Source organism: Paraburkholderia phytofirmans OLGA172, from assembly GCF_001634365.1.
GTDB lineage: Bacteria > Pseudomonadota > Gammaproteobacteria > Burkholderiales > Burkholderiaceae > Paraburkholderia.
This window is the reverse complement of sequence record NZ_CP014578.1, coordinates 830,925-849,119: the sequence shown is the minus strand read 5'-3', so window position 1 is coordinate 849,119 and position 18,195 is coordinate 830,925. Positions and strand designations below refer to the sequence as shown.

The 18,195-nt window shown below is 62.1% G+C and carries 18 protein-coding genes; 17 read left to right on the top strand and 1 reads right to left on the bottom strand.

Translation table 11 applies throughout. From position 1 onward, the window contains the following. Positions 1-72: 72 nt before the first annotated feature. From AYM40_RS03630 to AYM40_RS03595, 7 genes are all read left to right on the top strand, one after another. Positions 73-333: a hypothetical protein gene (locus AYM40_RS03630; RefSeq protein ID WP_063495029.1), complete on the top strand. Its 261-nt coding sequence runs from the start codon at positions 73-75 to the stop codon at positions 331-333. Positions 334-517: 184 nt separating this feature from the next. After that, positions 518-1,171, top strand: coding sequence for a protein-L-isoaspartate O-methyltransferase family protein (locus tag AYM40_RS03625; protein WP_063495028.1), 654 nt, complete (start codon positions 518-520; stop codon positions 1,169-1,171). Positions 1,172-1,230: 59 nt separating this feature from the next. Beyond that, positions 1,231-1,554, top strand: a complete 324-nt coding sequence (locus AYM40_RS03620) for a rhodanese-like domain-containing protein (protein ID WP_063495027.1) — start codon at positions 1,231-1,233, stop codon at positions 1,552-1,554. A 324-nt stretch (positions 1,555-1,878) separates the two neighbouring features. Continuing rightward, the gene (locus AYM40_RS03615) at positions 1,879-2,355 is read left to right on the top strand and encodes a DUF2844 domain-containing protein (protein WP_063495026.1); all 477 of its coding nucleotides are present in this window, start codon (positions 1,879-1,881) and stop codon (positions 2,353-2,355) included. A 26-nt stretch (positions 2,356-2,381) separates the two neighbouring features. Further along, the gene (locus AYM40_RS03610; RefSeq protein WP_063495025.1) at positions 2,382-3,698 is read left to right on the top strand and encodes a DUF3443 domain-containing protein; all 1,317 of its coding nucleotides are present in this window, start codon (positions 2,382-2,384) and stop codon (positions 3,696-3,698) included. A 202-nt stretch (positions 3,699-3,900) separates the two neighbouring features. After that, on the top strand, positions 3,901-4,353 hold the full coding sequence (locus tag AYM40_RS03605; RefSeq protein ID WP_063495024.1) for a DUF2844 domain-containing protein: 453 nt from the start codon (positions 3,901-3,903) through the stop codon (positions 4,351-4,353). A 33-nt stretch (positions 4,354-4,386) separates the two neighbouring features. Beyond that, positions 4,387-5,892 (top strand): DUF3443 domain-containing protein, encoded by a 1,506-nt coding sequence (locus AYM40_RS03595; protein WP_082854933.1) that lies wholly within the window; start codon positions 4,387-4,389, stop codon positions 5,890-5,892. Between the two features lie 106 nt (positions 5,893-5,998). Here AYM40_RS03595 and AYM40_RS03590 read toward each other — a convergent pair whose 3' ends face one another. After that, positions 5,999-7,330, bottom strand: a complete 1,332-nt coding sequence (locus AYM40_RS03590) for an aspartate aminotransferase family protein (protein ID WP_063495022.1) — start codon at positions 7,328-7,330, stop codon at positions 5,999-6,001. Between the two features lie 350 nt (positions 7,331-7,680). Between AYM40_RS03590 and urtA the strand changes: the two genes are divergently transcribed. From urtA to ureC, 10 genes are all read left to right on the top strand, one after another. After that, entirely contained in the window at positions 7,681-8,979 is a 1,299-nt protein-coding gene (gene urtA, locus AYM40_RS03585; RefSeq protein ID WP_063495021.1) for an urea ABC transporter substrate-binding protein, read from the top strand. 135 nt (positions 8,980-9,114) lie between these two features. After that, on the top strand, positions 9,115-10,752 hold the full coding sequence (gene urtB, locus AYM40_RS03580) for an urea ABC transporter permease subunit UrtB (protein ID WP_063497821.1): 1,638 nt from the start codon (positions 9,115-9,117) through the stop codon (positions 10,750-10,752). Position 10,753: 1 nt separating this feature from the next. Beyond that, positions 10,754-11,938 (top strand): urea ABC transporter permease subunit UrtC, encoded by a 1,185-nt coding sequence (gene urtC / locus AYM40_RS03575; RefSeq protein WP_063495020.1) that lies wholly within the window; start codon positions 10,754-10,756, stop codon positions 11,936-11,938. Next, a complete protein-coding gene (urtD, locus tag AYM40_RS03570; protein WP_063495019.1) occupies positions 11,935-12,798 on the top strand; it encodes an urea ABC transporter ATP-binding protein UrtD in 864 nt (287 codons plus the stop codon). Before urtC ends, urtD begins: the two co-directional genes overlap by 4 nt. A gap of 56 nt (positions 12,799-12,854) precedes the next feature. Further along, positions 12,855-13,547 (top strand): urea ABC transporter ATP-binding subunit UrtE, encoded by a 693-nt coding sequence (gene urtE, locus AYM40_RS03565; protein ID WP_063497820.1) that lies wholly within the window; start codon positions 12,855-12,857, stop codon positions 13,545-13,547. Between the two features lie 162 nt (positions 13,548-13,709). Next, complete coding sequence (locus AYM40_RS03560) at positions 13,710-14,591, top strand: urease accessory protein UreD (protein WP_063495018.1); 882 nt, start codon at positions 13,710-13,712, stop codon at positions 14,589-14,591. A 227-nt stretch (positions 14,592-14,818) separates the two neighbouring features. Then, positions 14,819-15,622 carry a transporter substrate-binding domain-containing protein gene (locus AYM40_RS03555; protein WP_063495017.1) on the top strand — a complete coding sequence of 268 codons (804 nt, stop codon included), beginning with the start codon at positions 14,819-14,821 and terminating at the stop codon, positions 15,620-15,622. Positions 15,623-15,783: 161 nt separating this feature from the next. Further along, on the top strand, positions 15,784-16,086 hold the full coding sequence (ureA, locus tag AYM40_RS03550; protein ID WP_063495016.1) for an urease subunit gamma: 303 nt from the start codon (positions 15,784-15,786) through the stop codon (positions 16,084-16,086). Positions 16,087-16,125: 39 nt separating this feature from the next. Next, a complete protein-coding gene (locus tag AYM40_RS03545) occupies positions 16,126-16,431 on the top strand; it encodes an urease subunit beta (RefSeq protein WP_063495015.1) in 306 nt (101 codons plus the stop codon). 55 nt (positions 16,432-16,486) lie between these two features. After that, entirely contained in the window at positions 16,487-18,193 is a 1,707-nt protein-coding gene (gene ureC / locus AYM40_RS03540) for an urease subunit alpha (RefSeq protein ID WP_063495014.1), read from the top strand. Positions 18,194-18,195 lie beyond the last annotated feature (2 nt).

Sequence of the window (18,195 nt, the reverse complement as noted above, 5' to 3'; positions counted from 1 at the left end):
ATGGCGCAACTTCGCGCGCCCCACGCGAAGTTGCTACAGTAGAAGTCTTTCCCCGACCAGCCGTCCCACATCATGCGCACCACCCGAGCCATCCACGCTGTCGAGCGGCTGAAAACCCGTAGCGGCAATCCGCAGTTCGCCGCGATCAGCCTGTCCGGCGGCCTGTTCTACCTGGTCGACAAATCGAGCGGCACGGACAAGAAAGTCTCCGATCCGCTCACGCTCGACGACTTCGTCAAGTTCGTCGACGGTTTCGGTCCGCCCAAGCCGCGCAAAGCGAGCAAACTCGATATCGCTTTTGAAGAGCAGATCAGGAAGAGCAAGGGCAGCTAGGCAGCGGCGCTCTGCCCGCGACGGCGTGGGTTTGCGCCGCCATTTGGTACAATCCCGCAGTTACCTGCTGCGACCTGCTGTGTGCCGAGTTGCACCCCGGGGCTGTATCCCGGAGTCCTACCCTGAGGGCGCCGGTCAGTGGCAAAGAATCGCAAACTCGCCAAACCACACTGCCGAATCCACCATGAACATCGAGCAAGCGCGCTTCAACATGATCGAACAGCAGATCCGCCCCTGGGAAGTGCTCGACCAGGACGTGCTGAATCTGCTCTCGATCGTCAAGCGTGAAAACTTCGTCCCCACCGTCCACCGCGATCTGGCCTTCGTCGATTTCGAAGTGCCGCTGCCGGCCGGCCAGCACATGCTGGCGCCGCGCGTCGAAGCGCGCGTACTGCAGGAACTGGCGGTGAAGAAACACGAAAGCGTGCTCGAAATCGGCGCCGGCTCGGGTTACATGGCCGCCCTGCTTGCGCACCGCGCGCAGCACGTGCTGACGGTGGATATCGAACCGGAACTGGCGGAGTTGGCGAAGCACAACCTGATCGCCAACGGCGTGCTGAATGCCGAAGTCGCCACCGGCGACGCCTCGCGCGGCTGGGCCGGCGCTGCGCCGTACGACGTGATCTGCGTCTCGGGCGGCCTGCCGGTGCTGCCGCAGGAAATCCTCGAACATCTGAAGATCGGCGGCCGTCTGGCGGCTTTTGTCGGCACCGCGCCGGTCATGAAGGCGCAGATCATCACGCGCATCGACGAGAAGCAGTTCCGCATCGCCGACGTGTTCGAAACCTATGTCGAACCGCTGATCAACGCCGCGCAACCGCCGCGCTTCAAGTTTTAATTCACACGCTTATCTGTACGGCCGGCACGCTGCCGGCCGCTGAACCGGATGTCCCGCTGATGCAAAATCTGACTGCTCCCGCGCTCGCCGAATGGCTCGCCGACCAATCGCGCCCCGCGCCCGTACTGCTCGACGTGCGCGAGCCGTGGGAAATCCAGACGGCGTCGATCGCCGGCGCCGTGTCGATCCCGATGCGTGAGATTCCCGCGCGCAGCGAAGAGCTCGACGACGACGCGCAAATCGTCTGCGTGTGCCATCACGGCGCGCGCAGCGCCCAGGTCGCGATGTTCCTCGAATCGCGCGGCCATGCCAACATCTTCAATCTGCAAGGCGGGATCGACGCGTGGTCGCGTCAGGTCGATCCGTCCGTCCCCACCTATTGATCGCACGGTCGCGATAATCCGGCCGCGGGCGCCGGCCCTCGCGGCCGCTCCCGCGCTTCATTGCGCGGCTCTCGCGTTTTTTCCGCTCGCGGCGCACGCCGCCGGCCTCTCTCGGCTTTACGACGAAGCACTCTCGAACGACTGCTGGTCGCTGTTTGCCGATGCCAGCGACTCTTCGCTCATCCTCCGGGCGCGGACCGTTTTCGACCTCCCTGACCCCTCCCTTTCATTGCGATCCATCCGGTCCGCTCCGCAGAATTTTCTTACGGTTTCCTGAGCTTTGCACTGGCACCATGCTCCGACCATTTTTGGAGGAGCAAGTTGATGAAAGGTTTGAAGATCATGATGCTGGCGGCAACGTTATTGCCGCTTGCGTCGTATGCGGCTTTGGGCGGTGCGCCGAGCTCCAGTTCATCCTCACCGTCAATGCTGCGCGCTACGCCAAAGTCTGCCGCCGCAGCAAGCACGGGCGCGGCCAACCCAACCGCCACGGCGCCCTACTCCGTGCGCGAGTCGCTCGACGCCGACGGCGTCACGATCCGCGAATACGTGCTGCCCAGCAATGTCGTGTTCGCGGTCACCTGGGAAGGGCCGATACGGCCGGATATGAAGGCGCTGCTCGGCAGCTATTTCCCCAACTACGTGAACGCGGGTGAAAGCCGTGTGCGCGGGCCCGGCCCCATGGTCGAAGGCAATGACGACTTTCGCGTCGAGTCCGCTGGCCGCCTCGGCCACTTCTTCGGCGTCGCCTATTTACCGCGGCTGAAACCCGCCAGCGTCCGCCCGGGCGATCTGAAATAAGACGTCCACCGAGCTACGGAAAAAATATGAAAACCATTCACAAAACGTTTTGGGCGGCCATGACGGCTGCCAGCGTTCTACTTGCAGCTTGCGGCGGTGGAAGCGGCGGAAGCAACAGTGACGGCAGCTCCATCGGCTGGAACGCCACTCCCGACTGGATCAGCCCGCCCAACGGCTCCGGCGGCACCAGCGGCTCGGGTAACGCCGGCTATACCAGCAACATTAAAACCGACAAGAACAATACGGTAACCATTCGCGTCGACAACTCGATGGGCAGCATCAACATGCTGTACGCCTCGATCAAGGTATGCGTGCCCGACACGCAGGGCAAAGGGCCGTGCGTGACCGTCGACCGCATGCTGGTCGACACCGGGTCGACCGGCGTACGCATTGCGGCCAGCGCGCTGCAGTCGCTCAGTCCACAGTTGCTCACGCAAGCCGGTGCTCCCAGCGACGATACTGGCGCCTTTCCGATCGCCGAATGCATGACGTTCGCCTCCGGCTTCACATGGGGCTCGGTCAAGCGCGCCGACATCACGATCGGTAACCGGACGGCGAGCAACATTCCGATCCAGGTGACCGGTGACGGCGCATTTACCACGCCGGCGGACTGCATTGCGCGCGGTGGGGCCGACCTCAGCACCGCCAGGAGCCTGGGCGCCAACGGTATCCTGGGAATTGGGCACTTCACGCAAGACTCAAAGGATGCACTGACGAAGGCGGTGCCGGGGCTCTACTACTACTGCCCGTCGGTTAATTCCTGCGTCAGTACGAGCATGACAGTTGCCAAGGAGGTCATGAACCCGGTTGCGGCATTCGACGCCGATTACAACGGCGTGGTCATCCGCTTGCCGGCGATTCCAGCGGGTGGCCAGGCGGGTGTCTCCGGTCAGCTGATATTCGGCGTCGGCACCCAGTCGAACAATACGCCACCAACCAATGCCAACATCTTTGCACTCGACGAGTACGGCACCATGACGACGCAGTATCACGGCACCGTGCTTAACAGGAGCGCGATCGATAGTGGCACGAATGCGTACGTGTTCCCCGACGACACGATTCCCACGGCTTCCGGGTGGTACACGCCATCGAGTCCGCTCAACCTGACGGCAACGATCGAGCCCACCGACGGTTCCAGTCCGCCTGTTAACGTGACCTTCCCGATCGACAACGCCCTGAACCTGTCGGCAAGTGGTAACGCTGCGTACAACAACGTCGGTGCGTACTCCCCGTACAACCGCACGTTCCTCTGGGGCTTGCCGTTCTTCTATGGCCGCAGCGTGTATACGGTGATTGGGCTCGCCAAGATCGGTACGTTGACCGGCCCGTTCGTCGCGTTCTGACGATTCGGCGTGCCTTGTTTAGGAGGCGGCGTCGCGAGGCGCCTGTCTCCTGCTTTCTGTCTCCCGCGCTTTTCTACCTCCTGCCGCCGCGCAGAAGCGGCCGAATCGCATCGGTGTTTCCTACTCACCGTTGGGACTTTTCAGAGCCTCTCATTAATCGCCCGCAGGCACCATGCTCCGACCTGTTTTTTGGAGCAATGTGATGAAATTTGTAAAGTTCGTGCTGGCCGTGTCGGCTCTTTTGCCGCACGCGTCGTATGCGGCATTGGGCGGGGCACCGGGTGCAGGTTCAGCCCCGAAGTCCTTGCTCCAATCGGCAGCGTCTAATGCCTCTTCTACATCCACCGCAACCTATAGCGTGCGCGAATCATATGACACCGACGGCGTCAGGATTCGCGAATACGTGCTGCCTACCAATGTCGTCTTTGCTGTCACGTGGCAAGGGCCGGTGCGCCCCGACATGGTTGTGCTACTCGGCAGCTACTTTCCGAACGCTGTCTCCGCTGGTGCGGGACGCGCGCGCGGCACCGGTCCGTTGATCGAACGCAACGGCGATTTTCAGATCGAGTCCGCAGGCCGGGCGGGAAACTTCTTCGGCAAGGCCGTTCTGCCGCGCCTCGTCCCCGCGAATGTCCGTGCAGACGATCTGCAGTAACGCGGCATATCGATTTCACGGAACACAAGAAACATGAAGACCCTCAATAAGAAACTTTGCTTCGCGCTGCTGACGGCAAGTCTGGCGCTTTCCGCTTGCGGTGGTGGCGGTGGCGACGACGGCAACTCGAACGCGGCCAAGGACAACGATAAGCCGGCGACGCCGACGCCGAGTCCGACGCCCTCGCCTACGCCGAGTCCCGCTCCGACTCCTACGCCGAGCCCGGTGCCGACTCCGACTCCGACGCCGACGCCGACGCCGACGCCGACGCCGACGCCGACGCCGACGCCGACTCCGACTCCGACTCCGACTCCGACTCCGACTCCGACTCCGACTCCGACTCCGACTCCGACTCCAACGCCGACGCCGACGCCGACGCCAACACCGACGCCAACACCGACACCGACACCGACCCCGACTCCGACGCCGGTCGCCGACGTGAACAGTGCGCAAATCGTCGTCGATCGGACGATGGGCGAAACCAACATGCTCTACGTGAGCGCAACCATATGCCTCCCCGGCTCGCAAGGTAGCAACCAATGCTCGACCGTCGATCACATGCTGCTCGATACCGGTTCGGTCGGCGTGCGCGTGATGGCAAGCGCGCTGGGTTCGACACTCGCTTCCCGCTTGCCGGCACAGACCGGAGCTTCCAACGATCCGACCGGAGGCGCTCCAATTGCCCAATGTGCGACTTTCATGGGCGGCTATACATGGGGCTCGATCAAACGAGCCGACGTGACAATCGGAGGCAAAGCGGCGGGCAATCTGCCGGTCCAAGTGATCGGCGACGGCGCATATGCCATGCCGGCTGAGTGCAATTCGCGTGGCATGATCGATCTCAATACGGCAGCCGCGCTTGGCGCCAACGGCGTGATCGGCATCGGCCATACGGCGCGCGACTATCCGCTTGCTGCGCGACAAGTATTGTCGGCGACCTACTACTACTGCCCCACCACGGGCTCGTGCACGGGCACGCGCGTACCGCTCGACACGCAAGTCATGAATCCTGTCGCCGACTTTACCTCCGACAACAACGGCACCATCATCCGTTTGCCGGCATTACCCGCAGACGGTCTGACGACGGCCACAGGTGAACTGGTGTTCGGCGTCGGGACGCGTCAGAACAATGCGCTGCCGTCGACGGCGAATATCGTGCCTGTGGATCAGAACGGCTTCTTCACGACCGTGTACAAGGGCATTACGCTCACCGGCGTGTTCGACAGTGGCACGAATGTGTATTACTTTCCGGATGGCACAATTCCCTACGCGGGCGTCTGGTACACACCATCGTCGCCCCTTAGCCTGTCTGCCGTCTTGAAGGCCACTAGCGGTGTCGGCACGCCCGTCACAGTGCCGTTCTCGGTCGGCAACGGGCTCAGCTTGCGGGCAAACCTGAACGCAGCCTACGATAACCTCGGCGCGAGACTTTCCGGAGGCTTCATGTGGGGTCTGCCGTTCTTCTTCGGCCGCAATGTGTACACCGTGCTGGAAGGCGCCAAGATCGGCACGCAGACCGGGCCGTTCGTCGCCTTCTGACTTCAACAGCCGTACGCGCGCAACACATGAGGCCGGCGCCGCAAAGGCGCCGGCCTTTTTTCTTGCTAACACTCCCACCCTCGAAAGACAGCGCCCTGCACGACCGCTAATCCGTCTCCTTCAAAACCTCAGCCACCGTCCTGAAGATCTCGTCGATCTGCGCTTCCTCGATGATGAGCGGAGGCGAAAACGCCAGAATATCCCCCGTATAACGCGTCAACACCCCCTTCTCGAAGCAGCGCACGAAAACATCGTAAGCACGCGCACCCGGTGCTCCGTCACGCGGCGCCAACTCCACCCCACCCACCAATCCAAGATTGCGCACGTCAATCACGTGCCGCTCGCCGCGCAGCTTATGAATCGCGTTCTCGAAGATCGGCGCCATTCGCGCGGCCCTCTCGAACAGTTGTTCCCGCTCATAAAGATCGATCGTCGCGCACGTAGCGGCAGCTGCGATCGGGTGTCCTGAATACGTATACCCATGAAACAGCTCGATCCCAGCCGGCGCCCCATTCACGATCGAGTCGTGAATCTTCCCACTTGCCGCAACCGCCCCGATCGGCGCTGCCGCATTATTAGTGCCCTTGGCCATCGTCAACAGATCCGGCGTCACGCCGAAATACTGCGCAGCGAACGGCGTACCCAAACGCCCCCAGCCGGTAATCACTTCATCGAAAATCAGCAAGATGCCGTGCTTGTCGCAAATCTCACGCAACCGCCGCAAATACCCTTGCGGCGGAATCAGCACACCAGTCGACCCCGCCACCGGCTCAACAATCACCGCGGCAATCGTCGACGCATCGTGCAGCGTAACAAGCCGCTCCAGTTCATCGGCAAGATGCGCACCCCACGCCGGCTGCCCTTTCGAAAACGCCGCCTCCTTGATATTCAGCGTATGCGGCAAATGATCGACAGCAGGCAGCAGCCCACCTGAAAACGCCTTGCGGTTCGGCGCAATGCCGCCCACCGAAATCCCTCCAAAGCCCACGCCGTGATACCCACGCTCGCGTCCAATAAACCGGGTCCGCTGCCCTTCGCCACGCGACCGGTGATAAGCCAACGCGATCTTCAGCGCGGTATCCACCGCCTCCGAACCCGAGTTCACAAAGAAGATGTGCTTCAGATCTCCGGGCGTATGCCGCGCGATTTTCGTCGCGGCTTCAAAAGCTTTCGGATGCCCCATCTGAAACGTCGGAGCAAAATCCATTTCCGCCGCCTGAGCCTGCACGGCGGCCACGATCTCGTCGCGGCAGTGCCCCGCGTTGACGCACCACAGCCCAGCCGTGCCGTCGAGAATGCGCCGGCCATCGTGCGATGTGTAGTACATCCCCTTCGCGCTCGCCAGCAGACGCGGCGCGCTCTTGAACTGGCGGTTCGCCGTAAAGGGCATCCAGAACGCGGACATATCGGGTGTATTGACGCTGGCGCGCTCACTCATGTCGGGTCTCCTCGCGTGGTTGGTCTTCCAGTGTAGGCAGAGCGCGGCGCATGCACAAAGGGGCGGCGCCCATGCACCGCCGACGCCCGCTGGCCGATGGACACGCTTCGTTGCGGCGCGGCACGCACCTGGACGAGGCGCGAGCCCCGCTCCTGCACCAATTTTGCGCCGCGCTACGCATAACTGACGCAGCGCTTCACCGCGTCGCAGCACACGATTCGCGGACTTCAAGTCGAAATTGCCGCTTGGCATGTGCCTTGCAGTACACAAGCGGCAAGTCATGCGGGATAAGCCCTGCTGGCTGAAATCGACGCCCATAAACATCCACGATCAATGGCAAGGGGAAATACATGAAACGTCGCAGTCTGTTGAAGTTCGGCTCCATGTCGGGCGCATTGGCGCTTGCAGGTAAGGTTCCGTTTGCTCAGGCGCAATCGGGCAGCGGCCCGATCAAAGTAGGCGTTCTACATTCCCTGTCCGGCACGATGGCGATCTCGGAAACATCGCTCAAAGACACCGCGCTGATGACCATCGCGGACATCAACAAGAACGGCGGCGTCATGGGCCGCCAACTGGAACCGGTGGTCGTGGACCCGGCATCGAACTGGCCGCTGTTCGCCGAAAAAGCGCGTCAGCTGATCACTCAGGAGAAGTGCGCCGTCGTGTTCGGCTGCTGGACGTCGGTGTCGCGCAAGTCGGTGCTGCCGGTGTTCGAAGAACTGAATGGCCTGCTGTTCTACCCGGTGCAGTACGAAGGCGAAGAAATGTCGCGCAACGTGTTCTACACGGGCGCCGCGCCGAATCAGCAAGCGATTCCGGCAACCGAATACCTGATGAGCGCGGAAGGCGGCGGCGCCAAGCGCTTCTTCCTGCTGGGCACCGACTATGTGTACCCCCGCACGACCAACAAGATCCTGCGCGTGTTCCTCAAGTCGAAAGGCGTGCAGGAAGCCGATATCCAGGAGGTCTACACGCCGTTCGGCCACAGCGACTATCAGACCATCGTCGCGAACATCAAGACCTTCTCGCAGGGCGGCAAGACCGCCGTGATCTCGACCGTCAACGGCGACTCGAACGTGCCGTTCTACAAGGAACTCGGCAACCAGGGGCTGAAGGCGTCCGATGTGCCGGTGGTCGCATTCTCGGTCGGCGAAGAAGAACTGCGCGGCATCGATACGAAGCCGTTGGTCGGCAATCTCGCGGCATGGAACTACTTCATGTCGCTGCGCAACCCGGCCAACGAGAAGTTCAAGAAGCAATGGGCTGCATGGGTCAAGGACAACAACCTGCCGGGCGGCACCAAGCGCGTGACCAATGACCCGATGGAAGCGACCTTCGTCGGCATCCATATGTGGAAGCAGGCCGTCGAGAAAGCAAAGAGCACGGAGGTGGACAAGGTGCGTGTGGCGATGGTCGGCCAGACCTTTGCGGCACCGTCGGGCTTCACGCTCGAAATGGACGGCAATCACCATCTGCACAAGCCGGTGATGATCGGCGAAGTGCGTGCCGACGGCCAGTTCAACGTGGTGTGGCGCACCAAGACCGCGGTCCGCGCGCAGCCGTGGAGCCCGTTTATCGCCGGCAATTCGAGCAAGCCGGATGTAGTCAGTTCGATTCCCGCATTCCTGAAGCGCTCGCGGGTTGTCTGAGTCTGAGCCAGGGCAGAGCCGGGGCTGAACCGCTGCTCTGCCCGACAGTACGCTGCAAGAAGCAAGACAACGGTGCTGCGCCGATGCAGCACCGCGATGCCGCGCCGCCTCGGCGGCTTTTCTTCAAAGGCCATCATGGCGTTTTCATTTCTGAATGTCGCACGACGCAGCGCACGACGCACCATCGTCAGCGGGGCGCTTGCGCTCCTCGCCAGCACGCCGCTTGCCGCTTTCGCGCTGAGCCCGGCCGATGTCGCGCCACTCGCCGGTGACGACTTCGATGCGAAATCCGCGGCAATCGACAAACTGATAGCCAACCACGACAAAGAATCGCTCGCTGTACTCAAAGCCCTCTCCGAGGACAGCGCGCTCGCCACCGATTCCGGTGCCGTGCTGTTGCAAGACGGTGACACGGCACGCGATGCCGTCTCCGGCAAAACGGTCGCCGCGGGCGACGCGCAACCGGTCACCCTGAACAACCTGCTGCGCTCGAAAGTGACGGGCGCGCTCTCGGGTCTGCAACTCGATTCGCCCGACGCCGCCACGCGCGACGCCGCCATCACCGCGCTGCTGCAAAACCCCGATCCGTCGATCAAACCGCTCGTCGATGCGGCGCGCGCGAAGGAAACCGACCCGGCGCTGAAGAAGCGCCTCGACACGCTGTGGGCGATGACCGCGTTACACGACGCCGACCCGGCCAAGCGTCTCGAAGCCGTGCAACTAGTCGCCGCGCGGCACGACCTCGACATGAACGAACTGCTGCGCCCACTCGTCGCGAAGAAGCCGGACGGCACCTTCAGCGAAGTAGACGATCGCGTGCGCGCCGCCGCGCAAAGCGGCATCGACGAACTAGATTCGATCCAGCGCCGCAGCCAGATCGCCGGCACGCTGTTCGCGGGCTTGTCGCTGGGCAGCGTGCTGCTGCTCGCTGCATTGGGCCTCGCGATCACGTATGGGCTGATCGGCGTCATCAACATGGCGCACGGCGAGTTCCTGATGATCGGCGCGTACGCCACCTACGTCGTGCAGAACCTGTTTCAGCGCTTTGCGCCCGGCGTGTTCGACTGGTATCCGCTGCTTGCCGTGCCGGCGTCATTCGCCGCAGCCGGACTGGTCGGCATCGTGCTCGAACGGCTGGTGTTGAAGCATTTGTACGGCCGTCCGCTCGAAACCCTGCTGACCACCTTTGGCGTCAGCCTGATCCTGATTCAGGCGACACGCATGCTGTTCGGCGCCCAGAACGTCCAGGTGATCAACCCTGCGTGGATGAGCGGCGGTGTAACCGTGCTGCCGAATCTGATCCTGCCGTACAACCGGCTGGCGATCCTGGCGTTTTCGCTGATCGTCGTTGGGATTGCGTGGGCTGTACTGACTAAAACCCGTCTGGGTCTGTTCGTGCGCGCCGTCACGCAAAACCGGCGGATGGCAGCCTGCGTCGGCGTGAAGACCGCGCGCGTCGATTCGTATGCGTTCGCGTTCGGCGCTGGCATTGCCGGCCTGGGAGGCTGCGCGCTGTCGCAGATCGGCAATGTAGGCCCGGACCTCGGCCAAAGCTACATCATCGATTCGTTCATGGCCGTGGTGCTCGGCGGCGTCGGCCAACTCGCCGGCACGGTGATCGGCGGCTTCGGCCTCGGACTGGTCAGCAAGGCGATCGAGCCGTTCTGGGGCGCAGTGCTCGCCAAGATCGCGGTGCTCGTGCTGATCGTGCTGTTCATCCAGAAGCGTCCGCAGGGCATGTTCGCCCTCAAGGGCCGTAGCGCGGAGGCATGAGATGACATCGACTACCTCATCGGCGCACGTCGGCGCAGCGGGCGGTGGTACCGCTGCCGGACGCGAAGCGCAGTCCGGCTTCGCGCTCGGCTTGCCGCCGCGTCCCGCATTGCTGTCGCGCCGCGCCTGGCTCGCGCTGATCGCACTGATCATCGTGTTCGGTCTTGGCGTGCCATTCGCCACCCTGGTGGTCCCGGAGACGAGCGCATTCCATCTGTCCGCGTATGCGACGACGATCACCGGCAAGTTCATGTGCTACGCGATTGCCGCGCTGGCACTCGATCTCGTGTGGGGTTACTGCGGCATCCTGAGTCTGGGACACGCGTTGTTTTTTGCATTGGGCGGTTACGCGATCGGCATGTACCTGATGCGCTCGATCGGCCACGAAGGCAAATACGGCAGCGACCTGCCCGACTTCATGGTGTTTCTCGATTGGCACCAACTGCCGTGGTACTGGCAAGGCACGCAGCACCTCGGCTATGCGCTGCTGCTGGTGGTGCTGGTGCCCGCCGTTGTTGCCTGGGTGTTCGGCTTCTTCACGTTCCGCTCGCGGGTGAAGGGCGTGTACCTGTCGATCATCACTCAGGCGATGACGTTTGCCGCCATGCTGCTTTTCTACCGCAACGAAACGGGATTCGGCGGTAATAACGGCTTTACCGACTTCAAGCGCATCGGCGGTTTTCCGATTACGCATCCGGGCACGCGCACTGCTCTTTTGCTGATCACGTTCGCGGTGTTGATTCTGGCCTTCATCGGCGCGCGGGCAATCGTCACGTCGAAGCTGGGCCGCGTGGTCACTGCGGTACGCGACGGCGAAACGCGCTTGATGTTCCTCGGCTACAGCCCGCTCGCGTATAAGTTGTTCGTGTGGACCGTCTCCGCTATTTTGTGCGGGATTGCAGGGGCGTTGTATGTGCCGCAGGTCGGCATCATCAACCCGGGCGAGATGTCGCCGGGCAACTCGATCGAGATGGCGATCTGGGTGGCGGTGGGCGGACGCGGCACGTTGATCGGACCGATCATCGGCGCGTTCGCGGTGAATGGCGCGAAGAGCTTCTTTACGGCGAACTTCCCTGAATACTGGCTGTTCTTTCTTGGCCTGATTTTCGTGCTGGTCCCGCTGTTGTTGCCGAACGGCATCATGGGGCTGATCGAAACGGTGACGCGCAAGAGGAACGGTTCATGAACGACAACCCGATGGTTCCTGATCTTGCATTGACTGAAGAGCCTGCTGAACGGTCGTTGAGCGGCGTCGCGAGCATGGGGCACGCGGTGGTGTCAGGCGAGATCGATATTTCGCATGGGACGATTCTTTACCTTGAAGACGTGACCGTGAGTTTCGATGGGTTTCGCGCGTTGAATGCGCTGACTTTATCGATCAACGCGGGGGAGTTGCGTTGCATCATCGGTCCGAACGGGGCCGGCAAGACGACGATGATGGATGTCATCACCGGGAAGACCGAACCGGATTCCGGCAAGGTTTTTTTGGGGCAATCGATCGATCTGACGCGGATGAATGAGCCTTCTATTGCACGTGCGGGTATTGGGCGGAAGTTTCAGAAGCCTACCGTTTTTGAGCAGCATCCCGTGTGGGAGAACCTTGAGTTGGCAATGAAGGCTGACAAGGGATGGTGGGCTTCTTTGCGTGCGCGATTGGATCGTGAGGCGCAAGCGCGGATTGAAGAGACTCTGGTTTTGATTGGGCTTGAGCGTGAGGCTCGGCGACTTGCTGGTGAGTTGTCGCATGGACAGAAGCAGCGGCTTGAGATCGGGATGTTGCTGATGCAGCAACCGGCGCTTTTGTTGCTCGATGAGCCTGCGGCGGGCATGACCGATGATGAGACGATGCAGCTAGCCGAGCTGCTTAATCATTTGCGCGGGACGTGTTCGATGATGATTGTCGAACACGACATGGAGTTTGTTGCGGCGTTGTCGGGTGAAAAGGGAAAGGTCACGGTGATGGCAGAAGGGCGTGTTCTCGCCCATGGCACGCTTGACGAGGTGAAGAAGGACGAGACGGTGATCGAGTCTTATCTCGGGCGGTAATGGCCACAATCAAACCACGGCCGCAACAAGCCGCCAGAATTCAAGGATCGACCGACATGCTAGAAGTGGAAAACCTGAACCAGTACTACGGCGGCAGCCACATCCTCCGGGACGTGAAGCTCACCGTGCCTGGCGGCAAGCTCACCGTGCTGCTGGGCCGCAACGGCGTGGGCAAAACAACCTTGCTTCGATGCCTGATGGGCGTCGTCCAGACCAAAAGCGGTTCGATCGCGTGGCGCGGCACTCCGATTACCAAACTTCCGACCTACTCGCGAGTGGAGAAAGGCCTGGCCTACGTCCCGCAAGGCCGCGACATCTTCCCGCGATTGACGGTCGAAGAAAACCTCCTGGTCGGTGCGGCCAGCAAAAAAGCCCCGAAGAAGATCCCGGACCGTATCTATGAGCTGTTCCCAGTCCTGAAGGATATGCGCGCCCGCCGCGGCGGCGACCTCTCCGGCGGTCAACAACAACAGCTCGCAATCGGCCGGGCACTCATGAGCGATCCGCAGTTGCTCATCCTCGATGAACCCACCGAAGGCATCCAACCGTCGATCATTCAGGACATCGGCCGCACGCTGCGTCAGCTGGTCGAAGAAATGGGCATGACGGTGCTGCTCGTCGAACAGTATTACGACTTCGCCAAAGAGATCGCCGATCGGTATTGGGTCATGAGCCGCGGAGAAATCGTCGCGGGCGGCGAAGGGGTCAATATGGATACGGATGGCGTACGTGCACTGATCGCCGTCTGACGGGTGCAAGCAGGACAAGCAGCGCAGCGTGCTATTCTCGCCGAATCCTGTGGCAACGCGGCTCGTCGTTGCATAACGCGTGCAGGCACGCTGCGCCTTGACGCGTCTGTTGCCGCGTCCACTACTGTGCCCAGCCGCTCATTCATTCGCAAGTCCGCTCGCATGTCGCTCCACGAAAACCACGCCACACTCGCCGCCACGCAAAATACCGCACACTCGCAATGGCGCGCGCGCCTCGAACTCGGCTTCGTCAAAGAGGGCGAACGGACGACGCTCAAGCATCGGCTGCATGATGGTCCGTTGCGCGTGCAACGGCCGCTCTATCCGGAAGGCAATGCGATCTGTCACGCAGTAATCGTGCATCCGCCGGGCGGGATCGCAGGCGGCGATCAACTCGATATCGACGTTGTCGTCGGCGACAGTGCGCACGCCGTTATTACCACGCCCGGCGCAACCAAGTGGTACAAGTCCAATGGCTGTGCGGCACGGCAGAATATTGCGGTGCGTGTCGGCCCTCAGGCGAAGCTCGACTGGCTGCCGCAAAACAATATCGTTTTCGATCACGCCAACGCGATGCTGGATTTTTCGCTGACGCTTGGCGAAGGGGCTACCGCGATTGGGTGGGATGCGACTCAGCTCGGGCGGCAAGCGGCTGGCGAGCGGTGGTCGGACGGGCATTTGCGGGCTGTGTCGCGGATCGTTGGCGCGAATGGCGAGGCGCTGTGGCTCGAACGCGCGAGTCTTGCGGCGGCGGATTCATTGCGGGATGCGGCGCAAGGGCTTGCCGGGTTTCCCGCTTATGGGACGCTGTGGGCTGTCGGGACAGCCTGCGATGATGCACTCGCTGAAGCGCTCACTGCCCAGCTGCCGTTTGATGATTCGTTGCGGGCGGCGGCTTCCTGTGTCACTGATGGGGTTTTGCTCGTGCGGGCGGTTTCGCGGTCTATGGAGATGCTGCAGCGGGCTTTGACTCGGTGCTGGCTTCAGTTGCGCCCGGTCGTGCATGGCGTCGACGCTGTGCCACTTCGCATCTGGTCGACCTGATTCGCTCAGCATAGACGCCTGGCAGCGCAGCAAGCCTTTCACCTTCGCAAGACGTCGCGAGCACCAATCTGGCGCGGCCGACTACGCCAAGTCGGTGCACTATCGTGTCTTTCGCCCCGCGAAGCCACGCTGCACCGCCATGGCACATACCTTGCATCAAAATCCCCCACGATGCTGCCACGCCCTGATGGCAGCCGACCGCTTCTCGCCACCACCGCCCACATAACATGACCCGATCGACCCTCCGCCCCGCGCGTCGCGCCTGGCTCGCCGCACTGTTGCTCTCGCCCATCCTCGCGATCAATGCGCCGGCCGCTCACGCGGATACGCTCGACAACATCGCCAAGGCGGGTGTGCTGAAAGTCGCCGTGCCGGAAGACTATCCGCCGTTCGGCTCGGTCGGCGCTGATATGAAGCCGCAAGGCTATGACATCGATACCGCCGCCCTGCTCGCGAAGTCGATGAACGTGAAGCTCGAACTCGTGCCGGTCAACAGCGCGAACCGCATCCCGTATCTGCAAACGGGGAAGGTCGATCTGGTCATCTCGTCGCTCGGCAAAACGCCTGAACGCGACAAGGTCATCGATTTTTCGACGGCCTATGCGCCGTACTACCAAGGCGTATTCGGTCCCGCCGATATCAAGGTCACCGGCCCCGCCGATCTCACCGGCAAAACGGTCGGCGCGACGCGCGGCGCGCTCGAAGAAATCGGTCTCTCGCAAATGGCGCCGAACGCGACTATCAAGCGCTTCGAAGATAACAACGCGACCATCGCGGCATTCCTCTCGGGTCAGGTGCAGTTGATCGCCGCTGGCAACATCGTCGCCGCCGCGATCCTCGCGAAGAATCCGCCGCGTCGTCCGGAACCGAAGTTCGTCATCAAGAATTCGCCGTGCTTCGTCGGCATGAACAAGAACGAAGGACGCCTGCAACAGAAGGTGAATGCCGCCATCGCACAAGCGAAGCAGGACGGCACGCTCAACACGATGTCGAAGAAGTGGTTCGGCGCGCCGCTGCCGGCCGATCTGTAAGCGCGTCGTTAGCCAAACTTGATACCGTGACTGCCTTATCCGGCATTGCACTCGTCGTGGACTCATCCTGTGCGCAGCACGTAATGAGTCCACGACTTGCAGCGCCTATCACTGTCGTCGTCTGCTCCCCCGGGACAGGCGCAACCCTAAGTACATAATCGATGAAGCTGACACCTCGCGAGAAGGACAAGCTGCTGATCTTCACCGCCGCGCTGCTCGCCGAACGGCGCCGCGCTCGCGGCCTCAAACTGAATTACCCGGAAGCGGTCGCCTTCATCAGCGCCGCGCTGATGGAAGCGGCCCGTGACGGCAAGACCGTCGCCGAGGTCATGCACTACGGCACCACGCTTCTGACACGCGCCGACGTGATGGAAGGCGTGCCGGAAATGATCCCCGACATCCAGGTCGAAGCCACGTTCCCCGACGGCACCAAGCTCGTCACCGTTCACCATCCGATCCCGTAACCCGTACCCCCGTACACCCGTACCCCGAAAGGCAGCCCCATGATTCCCGGCGAACTCCTCATCGACGACGGCGAACACGAACTCAACGCGGGCCGCGCGACCGTCACGGTGCTCGTGTCGAATACCGGCGACCGGCCGGTGCAGATCGGCTCGCACTATCACTTCTACGAAGTGAACGAAGCGCTCTCGTTCGATCGCGAAGCGGCACGCGGCTTCCGCCTGAACATCGCGGCAGGCACCGCCGTGCGCTTCGAGCCCGGCCAGGAACGCACCGTCGAGCTGGTCGAACTGGCAGGCGACCGTGTCGTCTACGGCTTCAACGGCAAGGTGATGGGCAAGCTCTGATGCGCCACGCGCACAGCCTGCATGTGACCACCCTGCTCATTTCCGGACCCACACCATGACATTACGCATTGGCCGCCGCGCATACGCGGAAATGTTCGGCCCCACCACCGGCGATCGCGTGCGCCTCGCCGACACCGAGCTGCTGATCGAAGTCGAACGCGACTTCACGACGTACGGCGAAGAAGTGAAATTCGGCGGCGGCAAAGTGATTCGCGACGGCATGGGCCAGTCGCAACGCGTGCATGCCGACGTGGTCGATACGGTCGTGACGAATGCGGTGATTCTCGATCACTGGGGCATCGTCAAGGCCGACATCGGCATCAAGAACGGCCGCATCGCCGCGATCGGCAAAGCCGGCAATCCCGACATCCAGCCAAATGTGACGATCGCGATCGGCGCGTCCACCGAAGTGATCGCGGGCGAAGGCCTGATCGTGACGGCGGGCGGCATCGATACGCACATTCATTTCATCAGCCCGCAGCAGATCGAAGAAGCACTCGCGAGCGGCGTGACGACGATGCTCGGCGGCGGTACGGGCCCGGCAACGGGTACGAACGCGACGACTTGCACGCCGGGTCCGTGGCATCTCGAACGCATGCTGCAAGCGGCGGATGGTTATCCGATGAATCTCGGTTTCCTCGGCAAAGGCAATGTGAGCCAGCCGCAACCGGCGCTTGAACAGATCGCCGCAGGTGCGATTGGCTTGAAGCTGCACGAAGACTGGGGCACGACGCCTGCCGCCATCGACAACTGTCTTTCCGTCGCCGACGATACCGACACGCAGGTCGCGATCCACACGGATACATTGAACGAAGCGGGTTTTGTCGAAGCGACCGTGGCCGCGTTCAAGGGCCGCACGATCCACACGTATCACACGGAAGGCGCAGGCGGCGGCCACGCACCGGACATCATCAAGGTCTGCGGCGAAGCGAACGTGCTGCCCTCGTCGACCAATCCGACGCGCCCGTACACCGTCAACACGCTCGAAGAGCATCTGGACATGCTGATGGTGTGCCACCACCTCGACCCGTCGATTGCGGAAGATATCGCGTTTGCCGAGTCGCGCATTCGTCGCGAGACCATCGCCGCCGAAGATATCCTGCACGACCTCGGTGCGTTGTCGATGCTGTCGTCGGATTCGCAGGCAATGGGGCGCGTGGGCGAGGTCATCATCCGCACGTGGCAGACCGCGCACAAGATGAAAGTGCAACGCGGCGCGCTGCCTGAAGACAACGCACGGCACGACAATTTCCGCGCGAAACGTTACGTCGCCAAGTACACGATCAATCCGGCCATCACGCACGGCATTTCGCATGAAGTCGGCTCGATCGAACCCGGCAAGTGGGCCGACCTGGTGTTCTGGGAGCCAGCGTTTTTCGGCATCAAGCCGTCGCTGATCCTGAAGGGCGGCATGATCGCGATGGCGCAGATGGGTGACCCGAATGCGTCGATTCCGACGCCGCAGCCGGTCCACTATCGCGAGATGTTCGCGACGCGTGGCGGGGCGCTGGGACGCACTTCCCTGACCTTCGTTTCGCAGATGGCCGCCGATGCGGGCGTCGGCGAACGCTATGGCCTGAACAAGCGTATCGTTGCTGTAAAGAACTGCCGCAACATCTCGAAGGCCGACATGATTCACAACGCGTGGCGTCCGGCGATCAGCGTCGATCCGGAAACGTATCAGGTCATCGCAGACGGTCAGTTGCTGACTTGCGAACCAGCAACCGTGCTGCCGATGGCGCAACGCTACTTTCTGTTCTAAAC